The organism is Micromonospora sp. 15K316, from assembly GCF_004348525.1.
In the GTDB taxonomy this organism is placed as follows: Bacteria; Actinomycetota; Actinomycetes; order Mycobacteriales; family Micromonosporaceae; genus Micromonospora.
The window spans coordinates 165,492-192,033 of the sequence record NZ_SMKG01000001.1 but is presented as its reverse complement, the minus strand read 5'-3'; the positions used below and the strand labels follow the sequence as shown (position 1 = coordinate 192,033).

Annotated in this window: 20 protein-coding genes; 15 read left to right on the top strand and 5 right to left on the bottom strand. The window is 71.0% G+C overall.

The annotated features are described in order from the left end of the window. Positions 1–407: 407 nt before the first annotated feature. From E1211_RS00810 to E1211_RS00790, 5 genes are all read left to right on the top strand, one after another. A complete protein-coding gene (locus E1211_RS00810; RefSeq protein ID WP_132344265.1) occupies positions 408–1,523 on the top strand; it encodes a sialidase family protein in 1,116 nt (371 codons plus the stop codon). Further along, positions 1,520–1,825, top strand: coding sequence for a MoaD/ThiS family protein (locus tag E1211_RS00805; RefSeq protein ID WP_132344263.1), 306 nt, complete (start codon positions 1,520–1,522; stop codon positions 1,823–1,825). Before E1211_RS00810 ends, E1211_RS00805 begins: the two co-directional genes overlap by 4 nt. Before the next feature lie 174 nt (positions 1,826–1,999). Then, complete coding sequence (locus E1211_RS00800; RefSeq protein WP_243709252.1) at positions 2,000–3,052, top strand: hypothetical protein; 1,053 nt, start codon at positions 2,000–2,002, stop codon at positions 3,050–3,052. 174 nt (positions 3,053–3,226) lie between these two features. Continuing rightward, positions 3,227–3,847 carry a TetR/AcrR family transcriptional regulator gene (locus tag E1211_RS00795; protein WP_132344261.1) on the top strand — a complete coding sequence of 207 codons (621 nt, stop codon included), beginning with the start codon at positions 3,227–3,229 and terminating at the stop codon, positions 3,845–3,847. Positions 3,848–4,029: 182 nt separating this feature from the next. Beyond that, positions 4,030–5,046, top strand: a complete 1,017-nt coding sequence (locus E1211_RS00790) for a phosphatase PAP2 family protein (protein WP_207915121.1) — start codon at positions 4,030–4,032, stop codon at positions 5,044–5,046. Between the two features lie 64 nt (positions 5,047–5,110). Here E1211_RS00790 and E1211_RS00785 read toward each other — a convergent pair whose 3' ends face one another. Further along, positions 5,111–5,833 carry an SMI1/KNR4 family protein gene (locus E1211_RS00785; RefSeq protein WP_165947120.1) on the bottom strand — a complete coding sequence of 241 codons (723 nt, stop codon included), beginning with the start codon at positions 5,831–5,833 and terminating at the stop codon, positions 5,111–5,113. Positions 5,834–6,023: 190 nt separating this feature from the next. Between E1211_RS00785 and E1211_RS00780 the strand changes: the two genes are divergently transcribed. After that, complete coding sequence (locus E1211_RS00780) at positions 6,024–6,512, top strand: hypothetical protein (RefSeq protein ID WP_132344257.1); 489 nt, start codon at positions 6,024–6,026, stop codon at positions 6,510–6,512. 22 nt (positions 6,513–6,534) lie between these two features. On the opposite strand, the gene E1211_RS00775 is transcribed toward E1211_RS00780, so the two are convergent. Further along, positions 6,535–7,434: a LysR family transcriptional regulator gene (locus E1211_RS00775; protein WP_132344255.1), complete on the bottom strand. Its 900-nt coding sequence runs from the start codon at positions 7,432–7,434 to the stop codon at positions 6,535–6,537. A gap of 80 nt (positions 7,435–7,514) precedes the next feature. On the opposite strand from E1211_RS00775, the gene E1211_RS00770 reads away from it, so the two are divergent. From E1211_RS00770 to E1211_RS00740, 7 genes are all read left to right on the top strand, one after another. Beyond that, positions 7,515–8,738 (top strand): MFS transporter, encoded by a 1,224-nt coding sequence (locus E1211_RS00770; RefSeq protein ID WP_132344253.1) that lies wholly within the window; start codon positions 7,515–7,517, stop codon positions 8,736–8,738. Positions 8,739–8,769: 31 nt separating this feature from the next. Further along, entirely contained in the window at positions 8,770–10,143 is a 1,374-nt protein-coding gene (locus E1211_RS00765) for an amidohydrolase family protein (RefSeq protein ID WP_165947119.1), read from the top strand. Between the two features lie 326 nt (positions 10,144–10,469). Further along, entirely contained in the window at positions 10,470–14,393 is a 3,924-nt protein-coding gene (locus tag E1211_RS00760) for a ThuA domain-containing protein (RefSeq protein ID WP_132344248.1), read from the top strand. Between the two features lie 136 nt (positions 14,394–14,529). Then, the gene (locus E1211_RS00755) at positions 14,530–15,159 is read left to right on the top strand and encodes a hypothetical protein (RefSeq protein WP_132344246.1); all 630 of its coding nucleotides are present in this window, start codon (positions 14,530–14,532) and stop codon (positions 15,157–15,159) included. A 299-nt stretch (positions 15,160–15,458) separates the two neighbouring features. Further along, positions 15,459–18,803 carry a GH92 family glycosyl hydrolase gene (locus tag E1211_RS00750; RefSeq protein WP_243709251.1) on the top strand — a complete coding sequence of 1,115 codons (3,345 nt, stop codon included), beginning with the start codon at positions 15,459–15,461 and terminating at the stop codon, positions 18,801–18,803. 251 nt (positions 18,804–19,054) lie between these two features. Then, the gene (locus E1211_RS00745; RefSeq protein WP_132344244.1) at positions 19,055–19,357 is read left to right on the top strand and encodes a hypothetical protein; all 303 of its coding nucleotides are present in this window, start codon (positions 19,055–19,057) and stop codon (positions 19,355–19,357) included. Then, the gene (locus E1211_RS00740; protein WP_132344242.1) at positions 19,354–20,976 is read left to right on the top strand and encodes an amidase; all 1,623 of its coding nucleotides are present in this window, start codon (positions 19,354–19,356) and stop codon (positions 20,974–20,976) included. The genes E1211_RS00745 and E1211_RS00740 overlap by 4 nt, the downstream gene beginning before the upstream one ends. Positions 20,977–21,228: 252 nt before the next feature. On the opposite strand, the gene E1211_RS32890 is transcribed toward E1211_RS00740, so the two are convergent. Both E1211_RS32890 and E1211_RS00730 read right to left on the bottom strand, forming a co-directional pair. After that, positions 21,229–21,510, bottom strand: a complete 282-nt coding sequence (locus E1211_RS32890) for a hypothetical protein (RefSeq protein ID WP_207915119.1) — start codon at positions 21,508–21,510, stop codon at positions 21,229–21,231. Between the two features lie 151 nt (positions 21,511–21,661). Further along, positions 21,662–21,886 (bottom strand): hypothetical protein, encoded by a 225-nt coding sequence (locus E1211_RS00730; protein WP_132344240.1) that lies wholly within the window; start codon positions 21,884–21,886, stop codon positions 21,662–21,664. 357 nt (positions 21,887–22,243) lie between these two features. On the opposite strand from E1211_RS00730, the gene E1211_RS00725 reads away from it, so the two are divergent. Together E1211_RS00725 and E1211_RS00720 are read left to right on the top strand one after the other, a co-directional pair. Next, positions 22,244–24,832 carry a M14 metallopeptidase family protein gene (locus E1211_RS00725; RefSeq protein WP_132344238.1) on the top strand — a complete coding sequence of 863 codons (2,589 nt, stop codon included), beginning with the start codon at positions 22,244–22,246 and terminating at the stop codon, positions 24,830–24,832. Between the two features lie 106 nt (positions 24,833–24,938). Further along, positions 24,939–25,895: a cation diffusion facilitator family transporter gene (locus tag E1211_RS00720; RefSeq protein WP_132344236.1), complete on the top strand. Its 957-nt coding sequence runs from the start codon at positions 24,939–24,941 to the stop codon at positions 25,893–25,895. Positions 25,896–26,006: 111 nt separating this feature from the next. Here E1211_RS00720 and E1211_RS00715 read toward each other — a convergent pair whose 3' ends face one another. Beyond that, positions 26,007–26,492, bottom strand: coding sequence for an Hsp20/alpha crystallin family protein (locus tag E1211_RS00715; RefSeq protein WP_132344234.1), 486 nt, complete (start codon positions 26,490–26,492; stop codon positions 26,007–26,009). Between the last annotated feature and the right edge of the window lie 50 nt (positions 26,493–26,542).

The window sequence follows — 26,542 nt, the reverse complement described above, 5'->3', positions numbered from 1 at the left end:
GTGAATCACGTCCATCGATATCCGCCATTGATCGATGATCCGACCAGTGACCTGGATCACGCAAGCCTTTCGGTGTGTCCGCGCGCGTCACCAGGCTGAGCCGGTGACGACATCCGTAGATGCCACGTCGAGCGAACCCGAGGATGTCTCGCTCCGGGTCCGGTTCGCGCGCGACCAGGCGGCCGAGTCGGCTCGCCCCCGCGGCCCGCTGGGCGCCGCTGGAGCGGAGCAGCGCCACCCCGCTGACGGGCCGGTCAGGCGCTGCCCCGTTCCTCCGACACGCCGTCGGACCCCGAAGACGCCGTTTCGTCGTACCCGGGTAGTACGACTGACAGCGACCGATGAGTCTTCGGCGTCGTGGAGGGTGTCAACCGAGGCCACCGCCGAACCGAGCGGAAGGAATCGGCATGAGTGGCGTACGAGTGCTGGTGGGAACACGCAAGGGTGCGTTCGTGCTGACGTCGGACGGCAGACGCGGCGACTGGACGGTCGAGGGGCCGCACTTCGGTGGCTGGGAGATCTACCACCTCACCGGGTCGCCGGCCGACCCGAACCGGCTCTACGCCTCCCAGTCCGGCGGCTGGTTCGGGCAGTTGATCCAGCGTTCGGACGACGGCGGTAAGAGCTGGAACACGGTCGGCAACGACTTCGCCTACGACGGTGACGTCGGCGAACACCTCTGGTACGACGGGACCCCTCGCCCGTGGGAGTTCAAGCGCATCTGGCACCTGGAGCCGTCCCGCGACGACCCCGACACGGTGTACGCGGGCGCCGAGGACGCTGCCCTCTACCTCTCCACCGACGGCGGCGCCAAGTGGACGGAGCTCACCGCGCTCCGTACCCACCCGACCGGTCCGTCCTGGCAGCCCGGCGCCGGCGGCCTGTGCCTGCACACCATCATCCTCGACCCGGTTCACCAGGGCCGGATCTACACCGCCATCTCGGCCGCCGGCGCGTTCCGCAGCGACGACGGCGGCGCCAGCTGGCTGCCGATCAACAAGGGGCTGCGCTCCGGGGAGATCCCCGACCGGGACGCCGAGGTCGGCCACTGCGTGCACCACATCACCCAGCACCCGTCCCGGCCGGACACCCTCTTCATGCAGAAGCACTGGGACGTCATGCGCAGCGACGATGCCGGGGCGAACTGGCGTGAGGTCAGCGGCAACCTGCCGTCGGACTTCGGCTTCCCGATCGCCGTCCACGCGCACGAGCCCGAGACGATCTACGTCGTGCCGATCAAGAGCGACTCCGAGCACTACCCGCCGGAGGGGAAGCTGCGCGTGTACCGCAGCCGCACCGGAGGCGACGAGTGGGAGCCGCTGACCCGGGGCCTGCCGCAGTCCGACTGCTACGTCAACATCCTGCGGGACGCGATGGCGGTCGACGCGCTCGACCCGTGCGGGATCTATTTCGGCACCACCGGCGGCCAGGTCTACCACTCCGCCGACGACGGTGACAGCTGGGCGCCGATCGTCCGGGACCTGCCGCCCGTGCTCTCCGTGGAAGTCCAGGTGCTGCCGTGATCCGGGTGGTCCTCCCGGCTCATCTGAAGACCCTGGCGCACGTCACCGGAGAGGTGAAGCTGGAGGTGTCCGGGCAGGAGAGCCCGGTCACCCAGCGCCGGGTGCTGGACGCCCTCGAGGCGCGGTACCCGATGCTGCTCGGGACCATCCGGGACCGGCACAGTGGCGAGCGCCGCGCGTTCGTCCGCTTCTACGCCTGCGAGGACGACCTCTCCAACTCCTCGCCCGACGCGCCGCTGCCCGAGCGGGTCGTCGCCGGCGAGGAGCCGTTCATCGTCCTCGGCGCGATGGCCGGGGGTTAGCGCCGGCTGAACACCCCGGGCCGGGGGTTAGCCCCCGGCTCGGCCGGGGGTAAACCGGCGCGGTGCTGCGGGGGCACATCGGATGGTTGGCCGACGCGCGCTCCGGAAGGCTGGTGGTCATCGTCCGAAGGCGGTCCGGCGGAGCTGGGACTGCCGATCCTCGTGGGGGAGTCGATGACCATCCTTGCCACCGCTCTGCGCGCGATGCGGGGCTGGCACCGCCCGCTCGTGGCCAACGTGATGCTCATGTTCACCCTGACGCTCTTCGCCGCCGCCGCGGCGTTCGTCGACGATCGACTGCTCCTCGGCGAGTCGGTCTGGGTGAAGCCGATGAAGTTCGGTTTCGCCATGGGGGTGTACGGGCTCACGCTGGCGTGGCTGCTCAGCACGTTGCGCAGGGGCCGTCGTCTCGGCTGGTGGCTCGGCACGGTCTTCGCGGTCGCCGGCCTGCTGGACGTCGGCGCCGTCGTCTACGCTGCCGCGCACGGGACCGTCAGCCACTTCAACAACAACGCCGAGCCGGTCGCGGAGACCGTGCGGAGGGTCTTCTCCATCGGCGTCGGACCGCTCCTGCTGATCACCCTGGTCGTCGCGATCCTGGTCCTGATCCAACGCACCGGCGACCGCGCCACGACCAGTGCCCTGCGCGCCGGGCTCGGGCTCGCCGCCGCGAGCATGGTGGTGGCGCTCTGGCTCAGCAACTCGGCGGGGCCCCGGACGGTCACCGACGCCAATGGCGACCCGGTGTCGATGAACGGCGGCCACGGCATCGGCGACCCCGACGGCAACGGGATGTTCCTGACCCACTGGAGCACGACCGGCGGGGACCTGCGCGTACCGCACTTCGTCGGTTTGCACGCGATCCAGGTGCTGCTGTTCGTGGCGGCGATCCTGGGGGTGCTCGCGACCGGCCGCGGCTGGCTCCGCGACGAACGGGTCCGGGCCCGGCTGGTCCGCATCGCCGGTCTCGCCTGCACCGGTGTGTTCGCCGCGGTCACCTGGCAGGCGAAGCGCGGCATCCCGGTGACCAGTCTCGATCGGCAGACCCTGACGGCCTTCGCGGCTGTGGCGGTCTTCACCGTCGTGGCGACCGCCGCGGTGGTCGTCGCCGCGCGCCGGGGCGCCGCCCCGCCCGCGGGATGGGAGCAGCGCGCCGAGCGCCGGGTGGGGGTGTCGTCGAGGCGGGAGCGCCGCTCGTCCCGTTCCGGCCGCCGCGAGGCGACGTGACACCGGGCGGTGATCCTCGCCGCGTTCCGACCGCCGGGGCGGGGCCGGCCCGCCGGCACCCGTTCGCGCCGACCTTCGGTTGCTCTCCGTAGCGGATCATGAATGTGACTCATTCCACGATTTTTCCGACTTGGAAACTTTGCCGCCCGAGAAAGCCGCGCGGATAGTTGTGCCGTGACCTCGGACGTCGGCCTCCGTGAGCGGAAGAAACGCGCGACCCGCGCGGCGCTCAGCGATGCGGCGTGGTCACTGATGACGGAGAGTGGCATCGAGGCGGTGACGGCCGAAGCGGTCGCCGCCGCGGTCGACGTCTCGCCCCGGACCTTCCGCAACTACTTCGCGAGCCGCGAAGAGGCGATCCTCGACCGGATCCTGCAGCGGGTCACCACGTTCGTCGAAGCGCTGCGCGCCCGACCGGCCGGCGAACCGGTGTGGGACTCCCTCGCGTACGTCCTGCCCGACATGATCATGGAAATGCTCGGTGAACGGGAGCGCGACGCGGCCACGCTGGCGCGCGTCTGCGCCGAGAACCCGGCGATGCTGGCGCAGCAACTGGCGGCGCTCGGTCACGTCGAGCGGATGATCGCCGAGGTCATCGCCGAGCGGACCGGCGCCGACGTCGAGCGTGACCTCGCCCCGCACCTGCTGGCCGCCGTCCCCGGATTCGCGATGCGCGCGGTCGTCACCCTCTGGGCCGAGGGGGCCACCGACAGGCCCCTTCCCGACCTCGTCCGGATGAGCATCGCGCAACTGCGCGACGGTCTTCCCCTCGGTCGCGCCGCACCGCCCACCTGACCCAGGCGGCGGGCGGCCCCGCCTGCTCAGCGCAACCCAGTCCGCCTGCGGCTCGACCCCGAGCCGAAGCCCTCTTGAGCGCGTCCCCACCCGACCGGCCGTCCGGTGGAAGGGCCGCCGCCGTGCGCGGGCGACGAACCAGCCCCGTCGCCCGCCCAACCCCTCGTCGCGAAAGGAACGCCGTGGGTGCCGACGACCGCGGGAAGCGCCCGCACCCCCTCCGGGAACTGCTGCTCGTCGCCGCCCTGTTCCTGGCGTACAAGATCGGACGGCTCTTCGTCGTCGGTGACCTCTCCACCGCGTACGACAACGCCACCCACATCTGGGCGCTGGAACGCACGTTGGCGCTGCCGGACGAGGCGACGCTGCAGCAGGGCGTCCTCTCACACGACGGCCTGGTCCGCGCGGCGAACATGTACTACGCCTCGGTGCACTTCCCGGCCACCGGCGCGCTGCTGCTGTTCACGTACCTGTTCCGCCCCGCCCTCTACCGGTGGGCACGGACGCTCCTCGCGGTGCTGACCGCGGTGGGGTTCGCCATCCAGGCGCTCGTACCCATGGCCCCACCGCGCCTGCTCTCGACCACCGGCGTGCTGGACACGGGGCAGCTGGTGGGGCCGCGCGCCTACGGGGATCCCGCCACCGACACCCTCTCCAATCAGTACGCCGCCATGCCCTCCCTGCACGTCGGCTGGGCCACGGTGGTCGCCCTCGTCCTGATCGCCGCCGGCCGCAGTCGGTGGCGCTGGCTCTGGCTGCTGCACCCGCTGCTCACCCTCAGCATCGTGGTCCTCACCGGGAACCACTACTGGCTCGACGCCGTGGCCGCCCTGGCCCTGCTCGGCCTTATCCTGCTGGTGGCGCCACGACCCCGTACGACGCCGGTCACGGCGAGAACTGTCGCGACGACCCGGGCCCGCCCCGTGCCGGCGCTGGCCGCCGTCCCGGTCCCGGGAACCCGGCTCTCGCCTGACGGGTACTGGCTCACCTCACCGCCGCGGCAGACCGGCCGCTGGGAGAGCGGCGACGACCTGGTCGTCGGCGTACGCGCGGCGGATCGAGCCGGGCCGACCGTCGACCTCCCCGCGCTTGCCGAACTCGTCCGCCGGACCGGCCCGCGCCGCGTCGAGCTGCGGCACGGTGACCTGGACCAGGACATCGCCGCCGGCGACCACGAGCACCGGCAGTACCTCGGGTAGTTGCCCCAGCGGGGTCGCGGCGCAGCCTACGACCCGTCCGATCAGCCGCCACAGCTCCGCGCGATCACCGGTACGGATTGCGGGCCTGGACGTCCCGGAGCCAGGCGGGCCGCGTACCCCAGAGGTCGAACGACGTGCCCCACTCGCACTCCGGTCCGAAGTCCTGATCGATAGTCAACGTCGAACTGTCAGGATCGGCGGCGAACAGTTCCAGATCCTCGGCGTAGCGGACGAGCAGCTGGGTCCAGGACGGCGCCAGCACGTCCCACGAGGCGCACTCGACATCGACCCGAACCACCTGTCCGGGCGTTCCTCCCGGGGCCGGGTCAAGGTCGAGCAGCCAGTGCACGTCGCCGTTCATGCCACCCACCACCACCGCGCCCGGCGAGCCCACGACCGGCCGCACCGGCCCGTTCAGGCGGAGCATCTCCTCGTCGACGAAGTGCGCCCAGACCCGAGGACCGTCCCAATCCGGCTCCGGATGATGGTTGTCGCGCCACATCCGGGTCGCCTCGATGATCTGGTCCGTGCCGTAGAGCTGATCCAGCGGCACCGGGCTGGGTTGACCCGGGGCGGAGTGGGCCCAACCGGTTCCGTTGTGCACGCGGAGACCGGCGCGGAAATCCTCCGGCAGGGACACGGCCAGGGCGGCCTCCACCGCGTCGATCTCCGGCGTCTCGGCCGGCGCGGAGAGCTGCCCCAGTGATGCCGGCAGGACACGACCCAGCGCGTCCTCGATCCGCGTCCATGCCTCGGTGACCCGCTCATCGACTCCGGTGTCCACCACGGTGGGAAGTCTAGACAGCTGCGCCGTGCCGGGCGTGGACTCCGCTGCCCGGTTGCTGACGGGTCACGGCCGTCATCGGCTGGCGCATGCCGGCGGAGCCATCCCATTGATGTGCGTCGCTAGGCTGCGGGAGGCGGCACTCGGCCGACCGGGGCTGTCTGGAACCGCGCAGATCCGAAGGGGGAGTGCCATGACCCGACTGCCGACCGAGCCGGCCGCGACCACGGACGTTCAGCCGGTGGTGATCGCGACCGACAACACCTTCGCGCACGCGTACGCCAGTGTCGGCGAGATGTTGAGCGACCGGAACCTCCGCGCGAAGGGCGGTCTCGAGTTCTTCGACCGGTCGGGGCGCCGGCTCGCGCCGCTGCTCACCGATGCCTGGGAGGTGCGAGGCCTGGTGCCGACGTCGGACGAGCCCGACCCGGCCCTGCTCCAGGGGCGGCTGGCGGCCGTGATCCGGCACGTCGGCGACTACATCCGGCGCCACCCGGAGGTGGTCGCCGGCATGCCCGCCGACGAGGCCGTCGCGGCGCTGCCGCACATCGGCAAGGACACGCTCGCCGAGGACGTCGCCAAGCTCCCCGGCGCCGGGACGCCGTCCGGCGGCACGGTCGGGCCGATGGACTCGGGTGGCTGGTTCCACAACGCCATGCACGCCGCCGGCTGGGCACACTGAGGGCCGGGACCGGGTGGTGCGCCTACGAGGCGGGCCGGCCGCCGGTGATCGACTGAGCGATCCGCAGGAACTGCTGGGCGACCGGGCCGAGCGGACGATCGGCGGCGGCGGCGATCGCGATCTGGTACGCGGGCGGGTTGTGCCGCACCCGCAGGAAACGCAGGTCGGCGTTCTGATCGGCGACGGAAGCGGGCACGAAGGCGACCCCGAGCCCGAGGCGTACCAGGTCGAGGATCGTCGACATGTCATTCATCTGGATCGTGCTGCGGCGCTGCACGCCCGCCGAGGCGAACGACTGATCCACCGCGCATCGGACGCCCCAGCCCGGCGGGAACTCGATGAACGACTCGCCCGCCAGGTCCGCGAGGTCGACGCCGTCCCGGCCGGCCAGGGGATGCTCGGGTGGGCAGGCCAGGACGACCTCGTCGGTCGAGAGCACCTGTCGGCGGATCCCCGGCTCGGACCCGAGGGTGATCACCACGGCCAGTTCCAGCGAACCGTCCCGGATGCGCTCCACGTGATCGAGCGAGCCGCGGCCGCCGGGGGCGGTCAACGAGATCTCCACGAGCGGGAACTCGGCGCGGAAGGCGGCGATCGCCTCGCGGACCCGGCCAGGGGTGAGGCCGTGCAGGATGCCGAGGCGCAGGGTGCCACGCAGTCCCTGCCCGACGTGGGCGACCGTCTCGCGGGCCGCTTCGAGGGAGGCGAGGATCCGGGTGGCCTCGGGTCGCAGGGCTCGCCCGGCCTCGGTCAACTCGACCCGTTGGGTCGTCCGATCGAACAGCGTCGTGCCGAGGTCCCGCTCCAGCGCGCGTACCGTGGTGGAGACGGCGGACTGCGCGATGTGCAGGCGCTCAGCGGCCCGGGTGAAGCTTCGTTCCTCGGCGACGGCCAGGAAGACCTTGAGTTCTCGGACATCCACCCGACCATTATCTCAGGTTCAGATAACTGCATCCGTAATTGATATTGGATCCTGATGGGTGCCCGGACCAAGCTCGTCGCATGCCTCGCACCACCACCCACCGGGCCGGGTTCGCGCTGGTCGCCGCCGCGTACGGCGCGACGATGGCGGCCGGCTCCGTGCCGACCCCGCTCTACGTGCTCTACCAGCGCCGGGACCATTTCGGTACGACGATGGTGAGCCTCGTCTTCGCCGTCTACGTCGTCGGTGTGGTGGCCGGACTGCTGCTCGCCGGAGCCCGCGCCGAACGCGTCGGACGCCGTCCGGTGCTCGCTGCCGCCCTGGCGGTGCAACTGCTGGCCTGCATGGTCTTCGTGATCTGGCCGGCGCTGCCGGGCGTGCTGCTCGGCCGGGTGCTGTCCGGCCTGTCGATCGGGCTGCTCTCCGGCCCTGCCACCGCCTATCTGATCGAACTGCACCGCAACGCCCGACCGGAGACGGCCCCGGCGCACGCCGAGGTCGTGGCGACCGCCGCCAACCTGGGCGGCATCGCGGCCGGTCCGCTGATCTCCGGCGCGCTCGCCGAGTGGGCCCCGGCCCCCCTGGAACTGCCCTACGTCATCACCGGCGCGGTGCTGGCACTGGCCGTGCTCCTGGTGGCCGTCGTACCGGAGACCAAACAGCCGGTGATCCGACCCTGGTCGCGGCCGATCGCCCTGGCGTCCGAGCGGCGCCTGCTCTTCGTGGCCTCCTGTCTCGGCGGCCTGCTGGCGTTCGCGATGTTCGGCCTGTTCAGCGCGCTCAGCCCGTCGTTCCTCGCCGGCACCCTGGGGCACCGATCACATGCCCTCGCCGGTCTCGTCGCCTTCATCGGGCTCGGCTCGGGCGCCATCGCCCAGCTCGGCCTGCGCCGGCTGCCACCCCGCCCGGCGATGCGCGCCGTCGTCGTGGCGATGCCGATCGGGCTCGGTCTCATCGTCGCTGGAGTGTGGACGGCGCTGCTCGCCCCCTTCGTCGTGGGCGGCGCGGTCACCGGCGCCGCCGCCGGGCTGCTCTTCCGGGCTTGCCTCACCACGGTCGTGCAGCTCGGTCCGGCGGACCGAAGAGCCGGCACGCTCGCTACCCTGTTTGTCACCAGTTACGCGGGCTTGTCCATCCCGGTCATCGGGCTCGGCGTGGCCAGCCAGATCGCCGGAGCACGCGGTGCCCTGGCCGGGTTCGCGGCGTTGGCGCTGGTCGGCCTGGCTGCCGTCGCCGCCATCCGACTGCGGCCGGAACCACCGACGTCCCCCTCCGCCGGCCTCGCGGCCGGTACCGCGCGATAGCGCCCGTCCTTCTCATACCTGGAGTGCCTCCGTGTCCAGCATCCTCATCCGTAACGCCCACGTGATCAGCCTCGACGACCAGATCGGCGACCTGCCCCGCGCGGACCTCCGGATCGACGACGGCGCCATCACCGCCATCGGCGTCGACCTCGACGACACCGGTGCCACCGTCATCGACGCGGCCGGAAAGGTGGCCCTGCCCGGCCTCGTCGACTCGCACCGGCACGTCTGGCAGGGCGCCATCGGTGGCGCCGGCGGCAAGGTCTCCCTCGGCGGCTACTTCGGTGTCGTCCTCGCCGGCCTGCTCGACAAGTACCAGCCCGACGACGTCTACGCCGGTGTCCTCTGGGGTGCGCTGCAGGCCCTCAATGCCGGCATCACCACGGTCGCCGACTGGTCCCACATCGGCACCACTCCCATGCACGCCGACGAGAACGTCCGCGCGCTGCAGGACTCCGGCATCCGGGCGCTCTACCTCTACGGCCCGCCCGTCGGTCAGGGTGTGATGCGCTGGTTCCACGAGAGCACCGAACGGCACCCCGACGACGTACGCCGGATGCGCGACCTGCTCGCCGACGACCGCGCCCGTGTCACCATGGGCCTGGCCCTGCGCGGACCGGAGTTCGCCACCCCGGAGACCACCGAGTACGACTTCAACCTGGCCCGGGAACTGGGCGTGCCGATCAGCATCCACTCCGGCATCCCCGGCTACCTGCGCAAATACCGGACCATCGAGACCCTCGACGGTCTCGGCCTGCTCGGTCCGGACGTGCACCACGCTCACGGAGCGCAGTTCAGCGAGACCGACCTCGCCCGCATCGCCGCCACCGGCGGGACCGTCACGCCCTGCCCGACCATCGACATGTCGATGGCGATGGGGACCTTCCCGCTCGTCGGCCGGGCCATCGAGCACGGCCTGCTCCCCGCACTCGGCACCGACACCGTCGCCGGGGCCGGCACCGACCTGTTCAGCGAGATGCGGTTGGCGCTCGCCGCGGAGCGTGGGCGGGCCAACGCGGCGGCGCTGGCCCGCGACGAGCCGCCCGCGACCGTCGACCTCGACCACCGCGACGTGCTGCGCTTCGCCACTGTCGCGGGCGCCGAGGCCTGGGGCATGTCGGATCGCATCGGCACCCTCCGGCCCGGGAAGCGGGCCGACCTGATCCTCGTCGACGTGTCGCGGCCCCACCTCGGTCCGCTGAACGAGCCGGTCACCACGATCGTGCTCAACGCCGGTCCCAGTGACGTCGACACCGTGCTGGTCGACGGGGTGGTGGTGAAGCGCGACGGCCGGCTCGTCGGAGCCGTCGCCGAGCGGGCGCGGCAGCTCATCGAGGAGTCCCGGAGCCGGGTGTTCGACCGGGCGAAGCTCGTCGACGTACTGGGCCCCGCCTGGACGGCCTGAGCCGCGGCGCGACCCGGGGCACCGGCGGCGCCACCGGTGCCTCGGCTCGCGGGAGCGCTCGTGGTCCACCTGGCGCGTTCTCGCCGGTCTCGGGCAGATGCCCGACCGGTCCAGCCGTGCCGCCTCTGAACTGCGGAGATAACGCTCTCACAGATGGCGATAGAGCCCTTGACGCCCGCCCGGCGGATGGCAACGATACATCTACATATCTCAGGCTCGTAGTGGCGTCGGCGCGCCGGGCGAGCGGCAAGCGAGGCCCGACCACCACCCCCCACCACCGAGGCGTGATCGGCGCACGCCGTCCCCACCGCGCGAAAGGACCCCCCGTGCGCAGACCCCTGAGAGCATGGCTCGGTGCTGCGCTGAGCGCGATCCTCGTGCTCGGCGGCATCACCGCCCTTCCGCCCGCAGCCAGCGCCGCACCGTTCACCGTGCTGGTGTTCAGCAAGACCGCCGGATTCCGGCACGGCTCCATCGGCCCCGGCATCACCGCCATCCAGCAACTCGGCGCCGCCAACGGTTTCACCGTCGAGACCACCGAGGACGCGACACAGTTCACCGACGCCAACCTGGACCGGTTCGCCGCGGTGATCTGGCTCTCCACCACCGGCGACGTCCTCAACGCCGGCCAACAGGCCGCGTTCGAGCGCTACGTCCAGGGCGGCGGCGGCTACGTCGGCGTGCACGCCGCCTCCGACACCGAGTACGACTGGCCCTGGTACGGCGGGCTGGTCGGGGCGTACTTCGCCTCCCACCCGGCCAACCAGACGGCCACCGTCAAGGTCGCCGACCACGTGCACCCCTCCACGGAGACGCTGCCACAGCGGTGGACCCGGCTCGACGAGTGGTACAACTACCGCGCCAACCCCCGGGGCAGCGTGCACGTCCTCGCCACCCTCGACGAGAGCACCTACACCGGCGGGAGCATGGGGTACGACCACCCCATCTCGTGGTGCCAGAACTACTCCGGCGGCCGCGCCTGGTACACCGGCATGGGCCACACCGACGAGTCGTACGCCGACCCGAACTTCCGCCAACACCTGCTCGGCGGCATCATGACCGCGGCCGGCGCGACCGACGCCGACTGCGGTGGCACCGTCGACAGCAACTTCCAGCAGGTGGAGCTGGCCAAGGGCGTGGCCGAGACCGGTGAGCCGATGAGCCTCACCGTGCTGCCCGACCGGGGCGTGCTGCACACCGCGCGCAACGGGGTGATCCGGCACACCGACGCGGCCGGCAACACCAAGGTCGCCGCCACCCTGCCGGTCTACACCGGTGACGAGGAGGGCCTGCAGGGGATCAAGGCCGACCCCGACTTCGCCACCAACCGCTGGGTGTACGCCTACTACGCGCCCCCGCTGGACACCCCCGGCGGCGGCGCACCGGCCACCGGCACCCCGGCCGACTTCGCCCGCTGGGACGGCGTCAACCGGCTGTCCCGCTTCACCGTGAACCCGGACAACACCATCAACCTGGCCAGCGAGACCCTGATCCTCGACGTACCGACCAACAGGGGCATGTGCTGCCACGTCGGTGGGGACATGGACTTCGACGCGGCCGGCAACCTTTACCTGTCCACCGGCGACGACACCAACCCCTTCGAGTCGAGCGGCTTCACCCCGATCGACGAGCGGCCCGGCCGCAACCCGGCCTTCGACGCCCAGCGCACCTCGGCGAACAGCAACGACCTGCGCGGCAAGGTGCTCCGGATCAAGCCGAGCGCGGCGGGCGGCTACACCATCCCCGCCGGCAACATGTTCGCCCCGGGCACCGCGCGGACCCGCCCGGAGATCTACGCGATGGGCTTCCGCAACCCGTTCCGGATGAGCGTGGACAAGGCCACCGGCATCGTCTACCTCGGTGACTACGGTCCGGACGCGGGCACCGCCGACCCGAACCGGGGACCGGCGGGCAACGTCGAGTTCGCCCGCATCGCCCAGCCCGGCTTCTACGGCTGGCCGTACTGCACCGCCCGCAACGACGCCTACAACGACTACACCTTCCCCTCCGGCCCGTCCGGGCCGAAGTTCGCCTGCGCCGGCGGGCCGGTGAACAACTCGCCCCACAACACCGGCATCACCCAGCTGCCGCCGGCCGTCCCGGCCTGGCTGCCGTACGGCGGCTCCGGCTCACCGCCGGAGTTCACCGGCGGCGGCCTGTCCCCGATGGGCGGCCCGGTCTACCGGTACGACCCGGCCAGCACCTCCGACGTGGCGTTCCCGGAGTACTTCGACGGCACCTACTTCGCCGGCGAGTTCGGTCGCCGCTGGATCAAGAACGTCACGCTCGACCCGGCCGGCCAACCGTTGAAGATCAACCCGTTCCCGTGGACCGGTACCCAGGTCATGGACATGGAGTTCGGCCCGGACGGGGCGCTCTACGTGCTCGACTACGGCACCGGCTGGTTCAACGGCGACGCCAACTCGGCGCTCTACCGCATCGAGTACGCCCGCGAGGGACGCGCACCCCGCGCGGTCGTCTCGGCCACCCCGACCAGCGGCGTCGCCCCGCTGACCGTCCAGTTCTCCTCGGCCGGCACGCTCGATCCCGACGGCGACCCGTTCACCTACGCCTGGGACTTCGACAACAACGGCAGCACCGACTCGACAGCGGCCAACCCGAGCTTCACCTACACCACCAACGGCGCCCGCACCCCGACCCTGACGGTCCGGGACAGCACCGGCAAGGTCGCCACCGCGAGCACCGTCATCACGGTCGGCAACAGCGCCCCGGTGGTCACCGTGAACACCCCGTCGAACGGGCAGACGTTCGCCTTCGGCGACGCCGTGCCGTTCACCGTCACCGTCACCGACGCCCAGGACGGCCCGGTCAACTGCGCCCGGGTGAAGGTGAACTACGTTCTCGGTCACGACTCGCACGGCCACCAGCTCAGCAGCGTGCAGGGCTGCTCCGGGGTCATCCAGACCTCGGTCGACGGCGAGCACGACACCGCGGCGAACATCTTCGGCATCATCGACGCCGAGTACACCGACCTGGGCGGAGGCGGACAGCCGCCGCTGACCACGCACACCCAGGCCGTCCTGCAACCGCGGGTGCGCCAGGCCGAGCACTTCGGCGACTCCTCCGGCATCCAGGTCGTCAACCCGGGCAGCGCCCACGGCGGCGCCGCGATCGGGTACGTCGACAACAACGACTGGATCTCGTTCCACCCGTACAACCTGACAGGCGTCCAGTCGTTCAGCGCCCGGGTCGGCGCGCCGCCCGGCGGCGGTGGGGTCCTGGAACTGCGCGTCGACTCGCCCACCGGCCCGCTGGTCGGTCAGGCGACGGTGGTACCCACCGGTGGGTACGCCACCTTCGCCACGGTCACCGGCGCAGTCACCGCCCCCACCGGCACCCGCACGCTCTACCTCGTGTTCAAGGGCAGCGGTCCGTACTTCGACGTCGACGAGTTCACCCTCTCGACCGGCGGCGGGCCCGGACCGGACCCGGGCAGCAACCTGGCCCGGGGCAAGCCGGCCAGGGCGTCCAGCGTCGAGGGGGCGTTCGTCGCCGCCAACGCGTTCGACGGCGCGCTCGGCACCCGGTGGGGCAGCGCGTTCGGTGATCCGCAGTGGATCGACGTGGACCTCGGGGCGACGTACGACATCGAACGGGTCAAGCTGACCTGGGAGGCCGCGTACGCCAGCGGGTACCAGATCCAGACCTCGCCGGACGGGGTCACCTTCACCACCATCCGGACGGTGACCGGCGGCGACGGCGGCGTCGACGACCTGACCGGCCTGACCGGCAGCGGCCGGTACGTCCGTCTCACCGGCACCACCCGGGGCACCGCCTGGGGCTACTCCCTCTTCGAGTTCGAGGTGTACGGCGACAGCGGCGGCCCGACCGGCCCGCCGGGCGCCAATCTGCTGCTGAACAAGCCGACGTCGACCTCCAGCGACGAGGGGGCGGGCATGTCCGGCGCGCAGGCGGTCGACGGCAGCCTCACCACCCGCTGGTCGAGCGCCTTCTCCGACCCGCAGTGGATCCGGGTCGACCTGGGCAGCCCGACCGCGATCGGCCGGGTCAAGCTTTCCTGGGAGGCGGCCTACAGCAGTTCGTACGTCATCCAGACCTCGAACAACGGCACCACCTGGGTCGACGTGAAGACCGTGACGGGGGCGGACGGGGGTGTGGACGAGCACTCCGCGCTCGGCGCCAACGGCCGCTACCTGCGGATCTACGGCACCGCCCGGGGTACGCCGTGGGGCCATTCGCTCTGGGAGGTGGAGGCGTACACCAGCTGAACCATTCCCGGCCGTGGCCGGCGCGGATCGTCTCGCGCCGGCCACGGCCGTCGTCTGCGCCGGGGCCGCCCGCTCGCACTGTCCGGATTGATCGCGGTTGCTACACCGGAGGGCGTCGCGCACGGGAGGGAGCGCCATGACCGAGGAGATGCAGAACCGGGCACTGACCGCCGCGTTGGCGGACGCCGCGGCGATCCGCAGCACCATCGAACGCAAGGCGAACCACAACCAGAACGTGATCGGCCTGCACCTGACCGTCGTCGCGGCGGTGGCCGGCTTCATCCTCGCCGAGCGGGCGGACCTTCGCCTGCTGCTGCTCCTCCCGCTGCTCAGCGCCGCGCTGGGTCTGAACGTCGTGTCGCAGTACCGGGACATCCGGATCGCCGGTGAGTACATCGAGCAGGTCCTGAGCCCGGCCATCGCCCGGTACACGGGCAACGCCACGATCTTCGGTTGGGAGAGCTCCTACTGGAAGCGTAAGCGCGACGGCCACGTCGCCCAGGCGCTGGCGATGGGCCTGATCTTTCCGGGCGTCTCCACGGTGGCGCTGGCGGTCACCCTGCCCGCCGTGCGCAACCCGGCCGACCTGCTCGCCTGGTCACTCGGGGCGGGACTGCTCCTGCTGCTGCTCGCCGCCTGGTCCTACCGGTTGCGGGAGATGGTGCGGGCCCGACGCGGACTGCCACCCCGCGAGCGCCCTGCGGCGGCCGACCCAGCAGCGCGGCCGCGTCAACCGGACCCGGCGGCGCCCGCCGGCCACCGCTGACGCCGGAGAGCCGGGGAGCCTGGCTCCAGCCGATCGGAGCGGGGTCACCGCGTTCCCGGTCGCCGTCGCGGCGAGCCGAGGGTCCGGCCGGATCAGGCGGAGGTCGGACCGATCCGGATTCCTGTCCTTCACCCGAGATCTTGACACGTCTCCGGTGAAGGAAGAACATCCTTCGTTGGCTTCCGACAACGTTGTCAGAACGGTGCGGGACAGCCCTCCCGTGTGGATGGAGCACCGGTGGAGCGTCAGATCCGCCGTGCTCACCGCGCACACGGTCCGTCAACTGAAGGGCATCTACTGTGTCAGACCCACTGGCGCGTGCGGCACACACCGCACGACGTCGAACCCTCGCCGGAATCGCGACCGCGGCCGTAGCCGCGCTCGCGGCAGCCGCCGCGGGCACCCCCGCCTCGGCCGCCCCGGCCACGCGGCTGGTCAGCGACCCCGTCTCCTACGTCAACCCGCTGATCGGCTCCACCAATCTGGGCAACACCTACCCGGGGGCGGTACGCCCCTTCGGCATGCTCGCCTGGAGTCCACAGACCACCCGCGGCAACCAGGTCTCCACCCCCGCGCCCGGTGGCTACGAGTACGGCGCGACCCGGATTCGCGGCTTCAGCCTCACCCACCTCAACGGCGTCGGCTGCAACGGCGGAGCGGGCGACATCCCGATCATGCCGTACGTGGGTGACGTCGACTCCTCACCCACGGCCGACACCTCCGACGCGAAGTACGCGAGCGACTTCTCGCACGCCGACGAGACGGCGCGGGCCGGGTACTACCGGGTGGGCCTCGACAGCGGCGCGTCCGCGGAGCTCACCACCACCGAGCGCACCGGATCGGGCCGGTTCGGATTCCCGGCCGACCAGCCGGCCAGCATGCTGTTCCGTACCGCCAACTCGGAGACCGGCAGCACCGACGCCACCGTCCAGGTCGACCCCAAGGCCCGGACCGTCACCGGATCGGTCACCGCGGGCAACTTCTGCGGCCCGCAGAGCGCGAACAACCGTACGGGCCTGTACACCGTGCACTTCACCGCGCACTTCGACCAGCCGTTCGCCCGGTTCGGCACCTGGCAGGACGGCACCGTGACGCCGGGTGGCTCCTCCGCCACGGGCGGCACCGGATTCGACAACGGCTACCCGGCGGCGGGCAAGGGCTCCGGCGCGTACGTCACCTTCGCCGGCGGCACGAAGCAGGTCGGCGTCAAGGTGGCCATCTCCTACGTCAGCCTGGAGAACGCCGAGGCCAACCTGCGGGCGGAGAACCCGCAGAAGAAGACCTTCGACGCCGTCCGCTCCGAGGCCACCGAGGCGTGGCAGCGGGAGCTGAGCAAGATCAAGGTCGGGGGCGGCACCGCCGACCAGGTCAGCACCTTCTACACCGCGCTGTACCACTCGATGCTCGAACCCACGCTCACCAACGACGTCGACGGCCGTTACGTCGGCGCCGACGGCAAGCTTCACCGGCTGGCCAAGGGGCAGAAGGCCCAGTACGGCACCTTCTCCGGCTGGGACGTGTACCGCGCCCAGGTGCAGCTGATGACCCTGATCAATCCGAAGGCCGGCAGTGACTATGCGCAGTCGCTGTTCAACTACGCCTCTCAGCGCGGCGGCGAGTGGGACCGCTGGCTGCTGGGCAACGGCAAGACCAGCGTCATGTCCGGTGACCCCTCGGCCCCGGCGCTCGCCGGCATTTACGCCTTCGGTGGCCGGGACTTCGACGCCAGGGGCGCCCTCCGGTCACTGATCACCGCCGCCACGGTCCCGACGGCGAACGACTCGGACAGCGCCGGCTGCAACGTCGCCTGCGTCGGTCAGCGTCCCGCCCTGGACAAGTACCTCGAGCTCGGCTACGTCCCGGCCGACGGCTGCTCCTGCTGGGGCGGCGCGGCCGAGACGCTGGAGGACGCCGTCGCCGACTTCGGCCTGGCCGAACTGGCCGGACGGCTCGGCGACCACGCCAACCAGAAGACCTTCCTCGACCGCTCGGGGAACTGGCGCAACGTGTTCGACCTGACGGCGACCCCGCAGGGCGGCTACCCGCGGGCCCGCAAGTCCGACGGCGCATGGGCGGAGCGGTCCTTCAGCCCGGCGACCGAGAACGGGTTCGTCGAGGGCAGCAGCGCCCGCTACACCTGGATGGTTTACTCCGACGTGGCCGGTCTGGCCCGGGCAATGGGCGGCGACAAGGCGGCGGAGCAGCGGCTCGACGCCTTCTTCCGCACCCCGGACGGCACCTTCGACTTCTCCGCCCGGGATCTCACGCGCTACGACCCCACCAACGAGCCGGACATGAACGCGCCGTACGTCTACAACTACCTGGGCGTTCCGCACAAGACCCAGGAGACGGTCCGCGCGGTCGTCGACCAGCTCTGGAGCAACACCCCCGGCGGCATCCCCGGCAACGACGACGCCGGCACCATGTCGTCGTGGTACGTCTTCTCCGCGCTCGGCCTGTACCCGCAGAACCCGAGCCGCGCCGACCTAGTGCTCACCGCGCCGCTCTTCACCCGCGCGGTGATCGACACCGGACACGGCCGCGGCATCACGGTCAACGCTCCCGACGCCTCGGCGAAGAACCTGTACATCCAGTCGCTGCGGGTCAACGGCATGAAGTCGACCAGGACCTGGGTCCCCGCCTCGCTCGTCGAGAAGGGCGGCAAGCTGGACTACGTGCTCGGCAGCAAGCCCAGCCCGTCCTGGGGACGATCGTCCGCGGACGCGCCGCCGTCGTTCGGGCACGGCCGTCCCTACCTGACCGGTGTCAGCCCGCAGGCGATGAAGGTGGAGCCGGGCAGCTCCGCCGAGACGACCTACAAGGTCCAGGCGCTCACCGACGACCCGGCCACGGTCCGCTGGCACGTCAGCGCGCCCGCCGGGCTGACCGTGACCCCCGCCGAGGGGGACTTCCGGCTCTCCGGTGACGGGCTCGGTGTCCGGACGCTGCGCGTCTCCGCCGACGCCGGCCTCAAGCCCGGTGCCTACACCGTCTCGGTGACCGCCGCCACCTCGTCCGGCCAGGCGCTGCCGTCCGTGACGCTCCCGGTGACGGTGGCCGTACGCGACAGTGTGCTGTGGAACCTGAACAACAACGGGATCTCGGCCGACGACAGCAACCCCCAGGCCAACTTCGACACCGGCGGGTGGAGCTACTCCGCCACGGCCCTCAAGGCCGCCGGGGTGACGCCGGGCTCCACCGTCGCGGTCAACGGGTTCGACTTCACCTGGCCGAACGTGGCCCCCGGTGACCCCGACAACATCCTCGTCGGCGGCGGCAACCAGGTGCTGCGCGTCGCCCCGGGCGCGGGTGACACGAAGCTGAGCGTGCTCGGCAGCGCCGCCTTCGGCGCCGCGAGCGGCACGGTGACGCTCACGTACACCGACGGCACCACCCAGCAGGCGGAGATCGGCTTCAGCGACTGGACGTTGGCCGGCGGCACCCAGCAGCCGTCCTTCGGCAACCTCACCGCCGTGCACACCGCGTACCGCGACGTGCTGGGCAGTGGCATCGACCCGGTGGGCACGTACGTCTTCGCGACCACCCCGATCGAGCTGCGGCCGGGCAAGCAACTCGCCAGCCTGACGCTGCCGACCAACGCCGACGGCGGCGTCATCCACGTCTTCGGCGTGGCGACCGCCTGACCGCAGCCGTCGACAGGCGGCCGGGCACGGGTCGGCGCCGCCGACCCGTGCCACCGGTTCGACACGAGGGCCTGTTCCACCCCACGGGGCGGAGCAGGCCCTCGTGCATCGGTGGGGGAGCGGACTCCCGACGGCAGACTCAAATATTCCTCAATTTCCATGCGTGCTGCGCATTCAGATCACCAGGACGGGCCTAGGTTCAGATCATTTCGCGCAACGGCACACCCGCGTGCATCAGATGGAGGAAGCGCATGGCCCCTACTCCACCGACCGACGCCGAGCTGAACATCCTGATCAGGGCCCGACTCGCCGCGCTCGGCATCGACCTGGACCAGCTTCCGCCGGGTAACACCCCGGATCCGGACACCGGCTCGCCGGGCCAGGACTCCGTACTCGCGTCGCTGCGCTCGTTCCTGCGGGGCACCGTGGCGACGTTGGCCGCGTACCAGCTGCCCGTGCCGGGCAGCACCGACCCCGACGTCGCCAAGGCGCTGTCCCAGCAGCACGCGCCCGTCCTCTACCCCGCGAACAGCACCGAATGGCGGAAGGCATGACTGGCGAACCACTCGACCGTTCGATCGACCGCCGGGCGTTCCTGGCCCGTGCCGCCGTGCTGGCCACCGCCTCCGCCGCGGGCGTCACCGTCGCGCTGCCCTCGATGGCCACGGCGAGCGGCGCGCCGGCGGGCAGGCGGGAACCGTCGCTGGACCAGCCCAACGCCTACACGAAGCCACGCCCGGAGGCGCTGGCCGATCCGACCGAGCTCACCATCGCCGAGGCGGCCTGGCTCATCCGCGCCGGCAAGCTCACCCCGCAGCGGCTCGTCGAGGCCATGCTGGCACGAATCTCCACGTACGACGGCATCTACCAGGCGTTCAACCTGGTGCTCGCCGACGCGGCGATCGCCTCGGCGCGGGACGCGGCCCGGCGGCCCCGGCGAGGCGCGCTGCACGGCATCCCCCTGGCGATCAAGGACAACTACTACACCGAAGGGGTGCGCACCACCGCGAACTCCTTCCTGTTCGAGAACTTCGTGCCGCCCTACGACGCCACAGCGGTCGCCCGGTTGAAGGCGGGCGGCGCGATCCTGCTGGGTAAGACCCAGATGGGTCCGCTGGCCACCACCCGGGCCACCACGCCGGCCGGCGTGATCACCACGGTGAACGCCTGGGCGCCCACCAACCGCAACATCGACCCCGGCGGGTCGTCCACCGGCACCGCCACGGCGGTGGCGGGCCGGATGGCCACCTCCGGCATCGGCACCCAGACCGGCGGCTCGATCACCTCCCCGTCCAACGCGCAGAACCTGACCGGCCTCAAGCCCACCATGGGCAGGGTCTCGGTGGCCGGCATCATTCCACTCACCTACACCCGCGACCACCCCGGTCCGCTGGCCCGCGACGCCAAGGACGCCGCCATCATGCTGACCGCGATGGCGGGTGCGGATCCGGCGGACCCGCGAAGCCAGGGCCTGCCCGGCGTGCCCGACCTGATCGACGCGGCCACCCCGGTGTACCGGCGGAACCGGGTCAGGCTGCGCTGGGAGACCCGCATCGGCGTGCTGCCCGGATTCGCCGACGGCACCTCGGCCAGCGCGCGGGCGCGGCAGGCGTACCTGGCGCAACTCGCCGCGATCCCCGGTGTCACGCTGGTCGACGTGACCCTGCCGGAGGGGTGGAGCCAGCTGACCGGCGGCACCTTCAACAACGTTCGCCTGCCCGAGCGCAGCGAGCCGTTCATGCCGTACCTCCGAACCGACCTGCGTGGTTTCGGTGTCTCGGTGACCAGCTGGCTGCAGGGCGCCTTGATGGGTGGCAACGAGTTCGTCACGGGGCAGCGGGCCAGGCTGCTGCTGATGGAACGGGTCCTGCACGAGCTCTTCGACGTCTGCGACGTGGTGGTGCAGACCGATCCGGTGCCCTTCGACATCCTGGGTCTGCCGGAGATCGCGTTCCCCATCGGGTTCACCGCCGCCGGGGTGCCGATCGGCACCATCCTCGGCGGTCTTCCGTACGCCGAGGACCGGCTGTTGTCGGTGGTGGCCGCGTACCAGGCCACGACGGACTGGCACCTGCGGCGACCCGCAGACCCGTCTCCCGCCGCGCTGCGCACGCCCGCCGCGGCCGACACGCCCCGGTTGACGGCCGAGCAGGTCGCCGAACTCACCCAGTGACGCGCGTGTAGGGCGGAACCGCCCTTCCGCCCTACATCCGCGTTTCGAAGTCGCGAAACCGTCTGTCTCTGCGTGCCCGCCGCCGCATAACGCGATTGCTCTTCGAGGACAGAACGCACTTGGCATTCGGCGTATTCGTGCCGATCCAGGCTCCGCGGAAGCGTAACGACGGGAACTCGCTTTCACCGACTCAAACAATGGGGTGCGGCGTCGATCCGATACGCCGGTCGCGTCTCGCCCTACCGCGCAGCCCTACTGACACCAGAGCAGGATGACGGAGAGCGCGGCAATGGCCGCGACCACGTACAGGTCGAGGCCGATCTGTTCGAACGCCAGGTTCGCGACGACCCCGGCCGCGATGAACAGTGCGTTGGCGGTCAGCAGCACCCAGTCCACGATGGGCAGTCGAGCCCGGTCCGGAGCCGTGACCTGGGCAAACATGACGACGAGATTGAGTAGTAGGAAGCCGGCGAAGAACAGGTAGTGGGAGAACTCGTCGTCGTTGAAGGCGACGATGCGGCAGGGGTCGCCCATGGTGTCCGCGCAGAATCGGCCGTGCAATAGTTCGTGATCTCGTGGCTGCCGTAGCTCGTCGCGTACAGGTAGGCCGCGACGACGAAGGTGAGGTCGAGGAAACGGCGGGCCAGGCCGCGCCGGTCGGTCAGGGCGAGCAGGTGCTGGTACGTCAGGTACGTGATGAGCACGGTGACCAGGCCGAGGACCATGTTGTTGAGATCGACCAGCGCAGGAACTCGTTCGGCGCGACGAACCCGAGAGTGAGGTCGCTGAGCCGATTCACCGACACCAGCACGATCGACAGGGATTGGAGGCTCAGCAGGATGTGAAGAGTGCGGCGGCGCGCGGGTGCCGCCGCGAGGTCGGTCACTCGTGGTGTGCCGAGCTCGATCATGGGAGAGATGGAAACACAGTGCCGTGGCCGTCCGACAGGGTGACGAGCTCTCCATGTCCGGCTTTATGGGCTTGTTCTCGCCGGTGAACCGGATGCCGTGTCCACACGTGTCGAGTGGATCGGCCGCTCCCGGGTGCCGTTGGCGAATTCGTCGCCTACGAATCTGCGCCGCCACCGACCGCCGTGTGTGCGGGCCGCGCGGCCTCGTCGCGCGACCACGATGAAGCCTCAAGATTTCCTCAATTGCGGCCGCCGGCGTTCCCGAAACTCATCGAAACCTGTTGAATCGACCGAGTCCGATCTGGCGCGGCCGCCCTCTCGGTCCCTTTTTCGTCGTTCAACGTGAAGGGATGTCAGGTGAAACGAAGACTGTCTCGTACCGCGATCCCGGTCGCCTGCGTGCTGGCGATGATCGGTACGCCGGTGCTGACGTCCGGATCCGTGGCCACCGCGGACAAACGGGTACCGAAGCCGGAGGCCGTGCTCGGCTGGGTGCCGTGCGCCGACTTCAAGCTCGCCACCTACGAGCAGATCGCCGACTACTACCGGAAACTGGACAAGGCCAGCGACCGGATGAAGCTGGTCGAGATCGGCAAGACCAGCGAGGGCCGGCCGCAGCTGATGGCGATCGTCTCCTCCGAGAAGAACCTCAAGGACGAGAACCTCGAGCGGTACCGGGAGACCTCCGTCCGGCTCTCCCAGGGCGACACGCTCTCCGAGAAGGAGGCGCGTGAGCTGGCGAAGAACGGCAAGGCCGTGGCCTGGGTCGACTTCGGCATCCACTCCACGGAGGTGGCGGGGCACCAGACCGCGCCGCAGTTCGCGTACGACCTGGTGACCAGCGAGACGCCCGAGGCGCGGGCGATCCGGGACAACGTCGTCACCCTGCTGGTGCCGAACGTCAACCCGGACGGCGGAACGAAGGTCGCCGAGTGGTACCGCAAGAACCTCGGCGGCCCGTACCAGGACGCCGGCTACCCGGAGCTGTACCAGAAGTACGCCGGCCACGACAACAACCGTGACTGGTACATGTTCAACCTGCAGGAGACCCAGAACGTCGGGCGCCAGCTCTTCCACGAGTGGATCCCGCAGGTCATGCACAACGTGCACCAGACGGCGGTCTTCCCCGCCCGGATCAGCATCCCGCCCTACGAGGATCCGCTGAACCCGAACATCCACCCGCAGGTGGTCCGGGGCGTCAACCTCGTCGGTGACGCGATGGGCCAGCGGTTGGAGCGCGAGGACAAGGGTGGTGCGCTGGCCCGTCAGTCGTACGACATCTGGTGGAACGGCGGCGCCCGGACCGCGCCGTATTACCACAACCAGATCGGCATCCTGACCGAGACGGCGCACGCCTCGGCGACGCCCCGCTACTACGACCCGTCGACCTTCCCGAAGACGTTCGCCGACGGCACCTCCACCAGCGAGCCGTCGGTGTTCTACCCGAGCCCGTGGAAGGGCGGGGAGTGGCACCTGTCGCAGAGCTGCGAGTACATCAAGACGGCGTCGTGGGCGATGCTGCGGGTCGCCAGCGACGACCGGGAGGCCCTGCTCGCGGGCGTGGCGAAGATGGCCCGGGACGGCGCGAAGAACGGCGCCACGACCACCTACGTGATCCCCGCCGACCAGGCGGACTTCCCGACCGCCACGAAGCTGGTGGACAAGCTGCGGTGGAACAACATCCGGGTCGAGCGCGCGACGGACTCGTTCGCCGTGGGCGGCCGCACCTACCCGGCCGGCAGTTACCTGGTACGTGAGGCGCAGCCCTACCGGGCCGCGGTCCTGGACCTGCTCAACCCGCAGAAGTACCCGGACCGCCGGCTCTACCCCGGTGGCCCGCTGGAGCCGCCGTACGACATCACCGGCTACACCCTGTCGTTCCAGATGGGCGTGACCGTCGACAAGCTCGACCAGAAGGTGCGCGCCCGCACCGTCGACGTCGACTGGCCGACCGTGCCCAAGGGTGTGGTGGCCGGCGCGCCGAAGCACGCGTACGCCCTCGACCCCCGCGTCAACGACAGCGCCACCGCGGTGAACGCGCTGCTCGCGGCGGGGGACAAGGTCTCCCGGAGCGACGGCGAGGTGAAGACCCGAACCGGCACGCTGCCGGCCGGGACCTTCCTGGTGACGCCCGGGTCGGGCACCGACACCCGGGTGACCGAACTCGCCACCAGGTTGGGCCTGAGCATCGCGGCCGTGGACGCGAAGCCGAAGAAGGCGACCAAGCTCGTCGCACCGCGGGTCGGCCTCTACGACGGCTTCAACAACTACGACGAAGGCTGGACCCGGCTCATCCTGGAACAGTTCGGGTTCGGGTACGAGAAGCTGACGAACGCGACGGTCCGCGCCGGCGATCTGCGGGCGAAGTTCGACACCATCGTGCTGCCCGACGCCACGTACAACTCGATGCGCAACGGCCGGGCGGCGGGATCCCTGCCGCCGGAGTACACCGGCGGGATGACCGATGCCGGCGTGGCGAACCTGAAGGCGTTCGTCGAGGCCGGCGGCACCGTGGTGACCCTGAACCGGGCCGCCCAGCTGCCGATCCAGGCGTTCGACGTGCCGGTCAGGGACGTCACCCAGGGGGTGGAGGAGACCGAGTACAACATCCCCGGCTCGGTGCTGAACCTGAATGTCGACGGCAGCGACCCGGTCGGCTCCGGATTCGGATCGAGCACGTCGGCGTTCGTCGCCGACGGGCCCGCGTTCGAGGTCGAGGAGGGCGCGAAGGGTGTCTCGGTGGCGGCCACCTGGCCGGAGTCGAACCTGCTCAAGAGCGGCTTCCTCCTCGGCGAGGACGTCATCGGCGGGAAGGCGGCAGTGGTGACCGCCAAGGTCGGCGACGGTCAGGTGGTGATGATCGGCTTCAAGCCGCAGCACCGAGCGCAGTCGCACGGCACCTACCGGCTGCTGTTCAACGCGATGTACCTGGGAGGCCGGCGCTGACCTGACGCGGATCGTGGTGGCCGGGCGTGTCCGCGCTCGGCCACCACGCCGCGCCGGTCTGGCCGACTGTCCGATCCGGCTACTCGCCGGGCAATAAGCTGCGCACATGCCCGAATCGCCGGAGTCCGGGGGGAATCTGCGCACCGTCGTCGTGGCCGGCGTGGTCAATCTCGGTGTGGCCGTGGCGAAGGGCATCGTGGGGTTCGTCTCGGGCTCGGCGGCGATGCTGGCCGAGGCCATGCACTCGCTCGCCGACACCACCACCGAGGTGCTGCTCTTCGTCGGCCTGCGTCGCGGCGCCCGGCCCCCCACCGAGGAGCGGCCGTTCGGACACGGCGGGGAGACGTACGTCTGGGCGCTGCTCGCCGCCGTCGCCACGTTCCTGATCGGCGGTGGCCTCTCGATCGAAGAGGGCGTCGAGGCGATCCGGTCCCCCGAGCGGCAGCAGCAACCACTCCTCGCGTACCTCGTGCTCCTCGTCGCCGCCGTACTCGAGTCCATCTCGTTGGCGCGGTCGGTCCGCCAGATCCGGGCCCGGGCCCGGCGCTTCGTCGTCCGCCCGCTCCTGCTGGTGCGTCAGGGCTCCGACACCCCGACCAGGGCCGTCTTCTTCGAGGATTCCGCGGCCCTGGTCGGTCTCGCGCTGGCGGCCGCCGGGGTCGGCCTCACCCACCTGACGGGCGACCCGCTCTGGGACGGCCTGGCGTCGATAGCCATCGGCGCGCTGCTCATCTGCGTCGCCGGGATCCTGGGCTACAGCAACATCACCCTGTTGATCGGTCGCTCCGTGCCGGAGCGCGGGCGGGCCCGGATCCGGCACGAACTGCTCGCGGTGCCCGAGGTGGAGCACGTGCACCAGTTGCTCACGCTCTACCTCGGCCCGGACAGCATTCTCGTCGCCGCGAAGGTCGACTTCGTGTCGACGGCGAGCAGCACCGACGTCGAGGTCGCCGCCGACGAGGCCGAGCGGCGCCTGCTCGTGCTCTTCCCGACGATCCGCTACGTCTTCCTCGACCCGACCGGAGGCGGTGCGGCCGACGACCGCCCCGCGTCAGGGACCTGACCGGACGGGACGCGGGGTGCGGTGCCACCCGGCGACCTTCTCACCTGCGGACAGCATGCGGCCCGGCCGCCAAGGGGCAGGCGGCCGGGCCGGCATGGTCGTGATGCGGTGTCAGGCCGTCGGCTGCTCCGGCTGGTCGGCGTCCGCCGCCAGCGCGGGCCGCTCGCCCGCGGAGCTGACCGGGATCCGTCGGGCCACGCGACCCGCGTACGCGTCCGCGACCCGGACGGTCAGCACACCCGCGTCGTACGCGGCGCTGACCGCGTCGGCGGTCGTGTGCGCCGGGAGGCGGAAGGAACGGCGGAACGATCCGTAGCGCACCTCCCGCAGGCCGCGTCCGTCGCGCTCCTCGGCCCGCTCATCGCGCCGCTCACCCCGGACGACGAGCGAGTCCCGGTCCACCTCGACCGCGACGTCGTTGTCGGGGTCCAGTCCGGGCAGTTCCAGTCGTACCACCGCGTCGTCGCCGTCACGGGTGACCTCAGCGGCCGGGACGAAGCCGGTCGGCCGGGTCCCGACCGGCCCGAAGGCCTGCCGCACCAGGGCGTCGAACTCTGCGAAGGGGTCTCGTCGGGTCCACAACGACAGCGTGCTCATGTCGTCTCCTCCACGTTCCTCGCGCCGGCCAACCGGCCGGGCACTCGGTA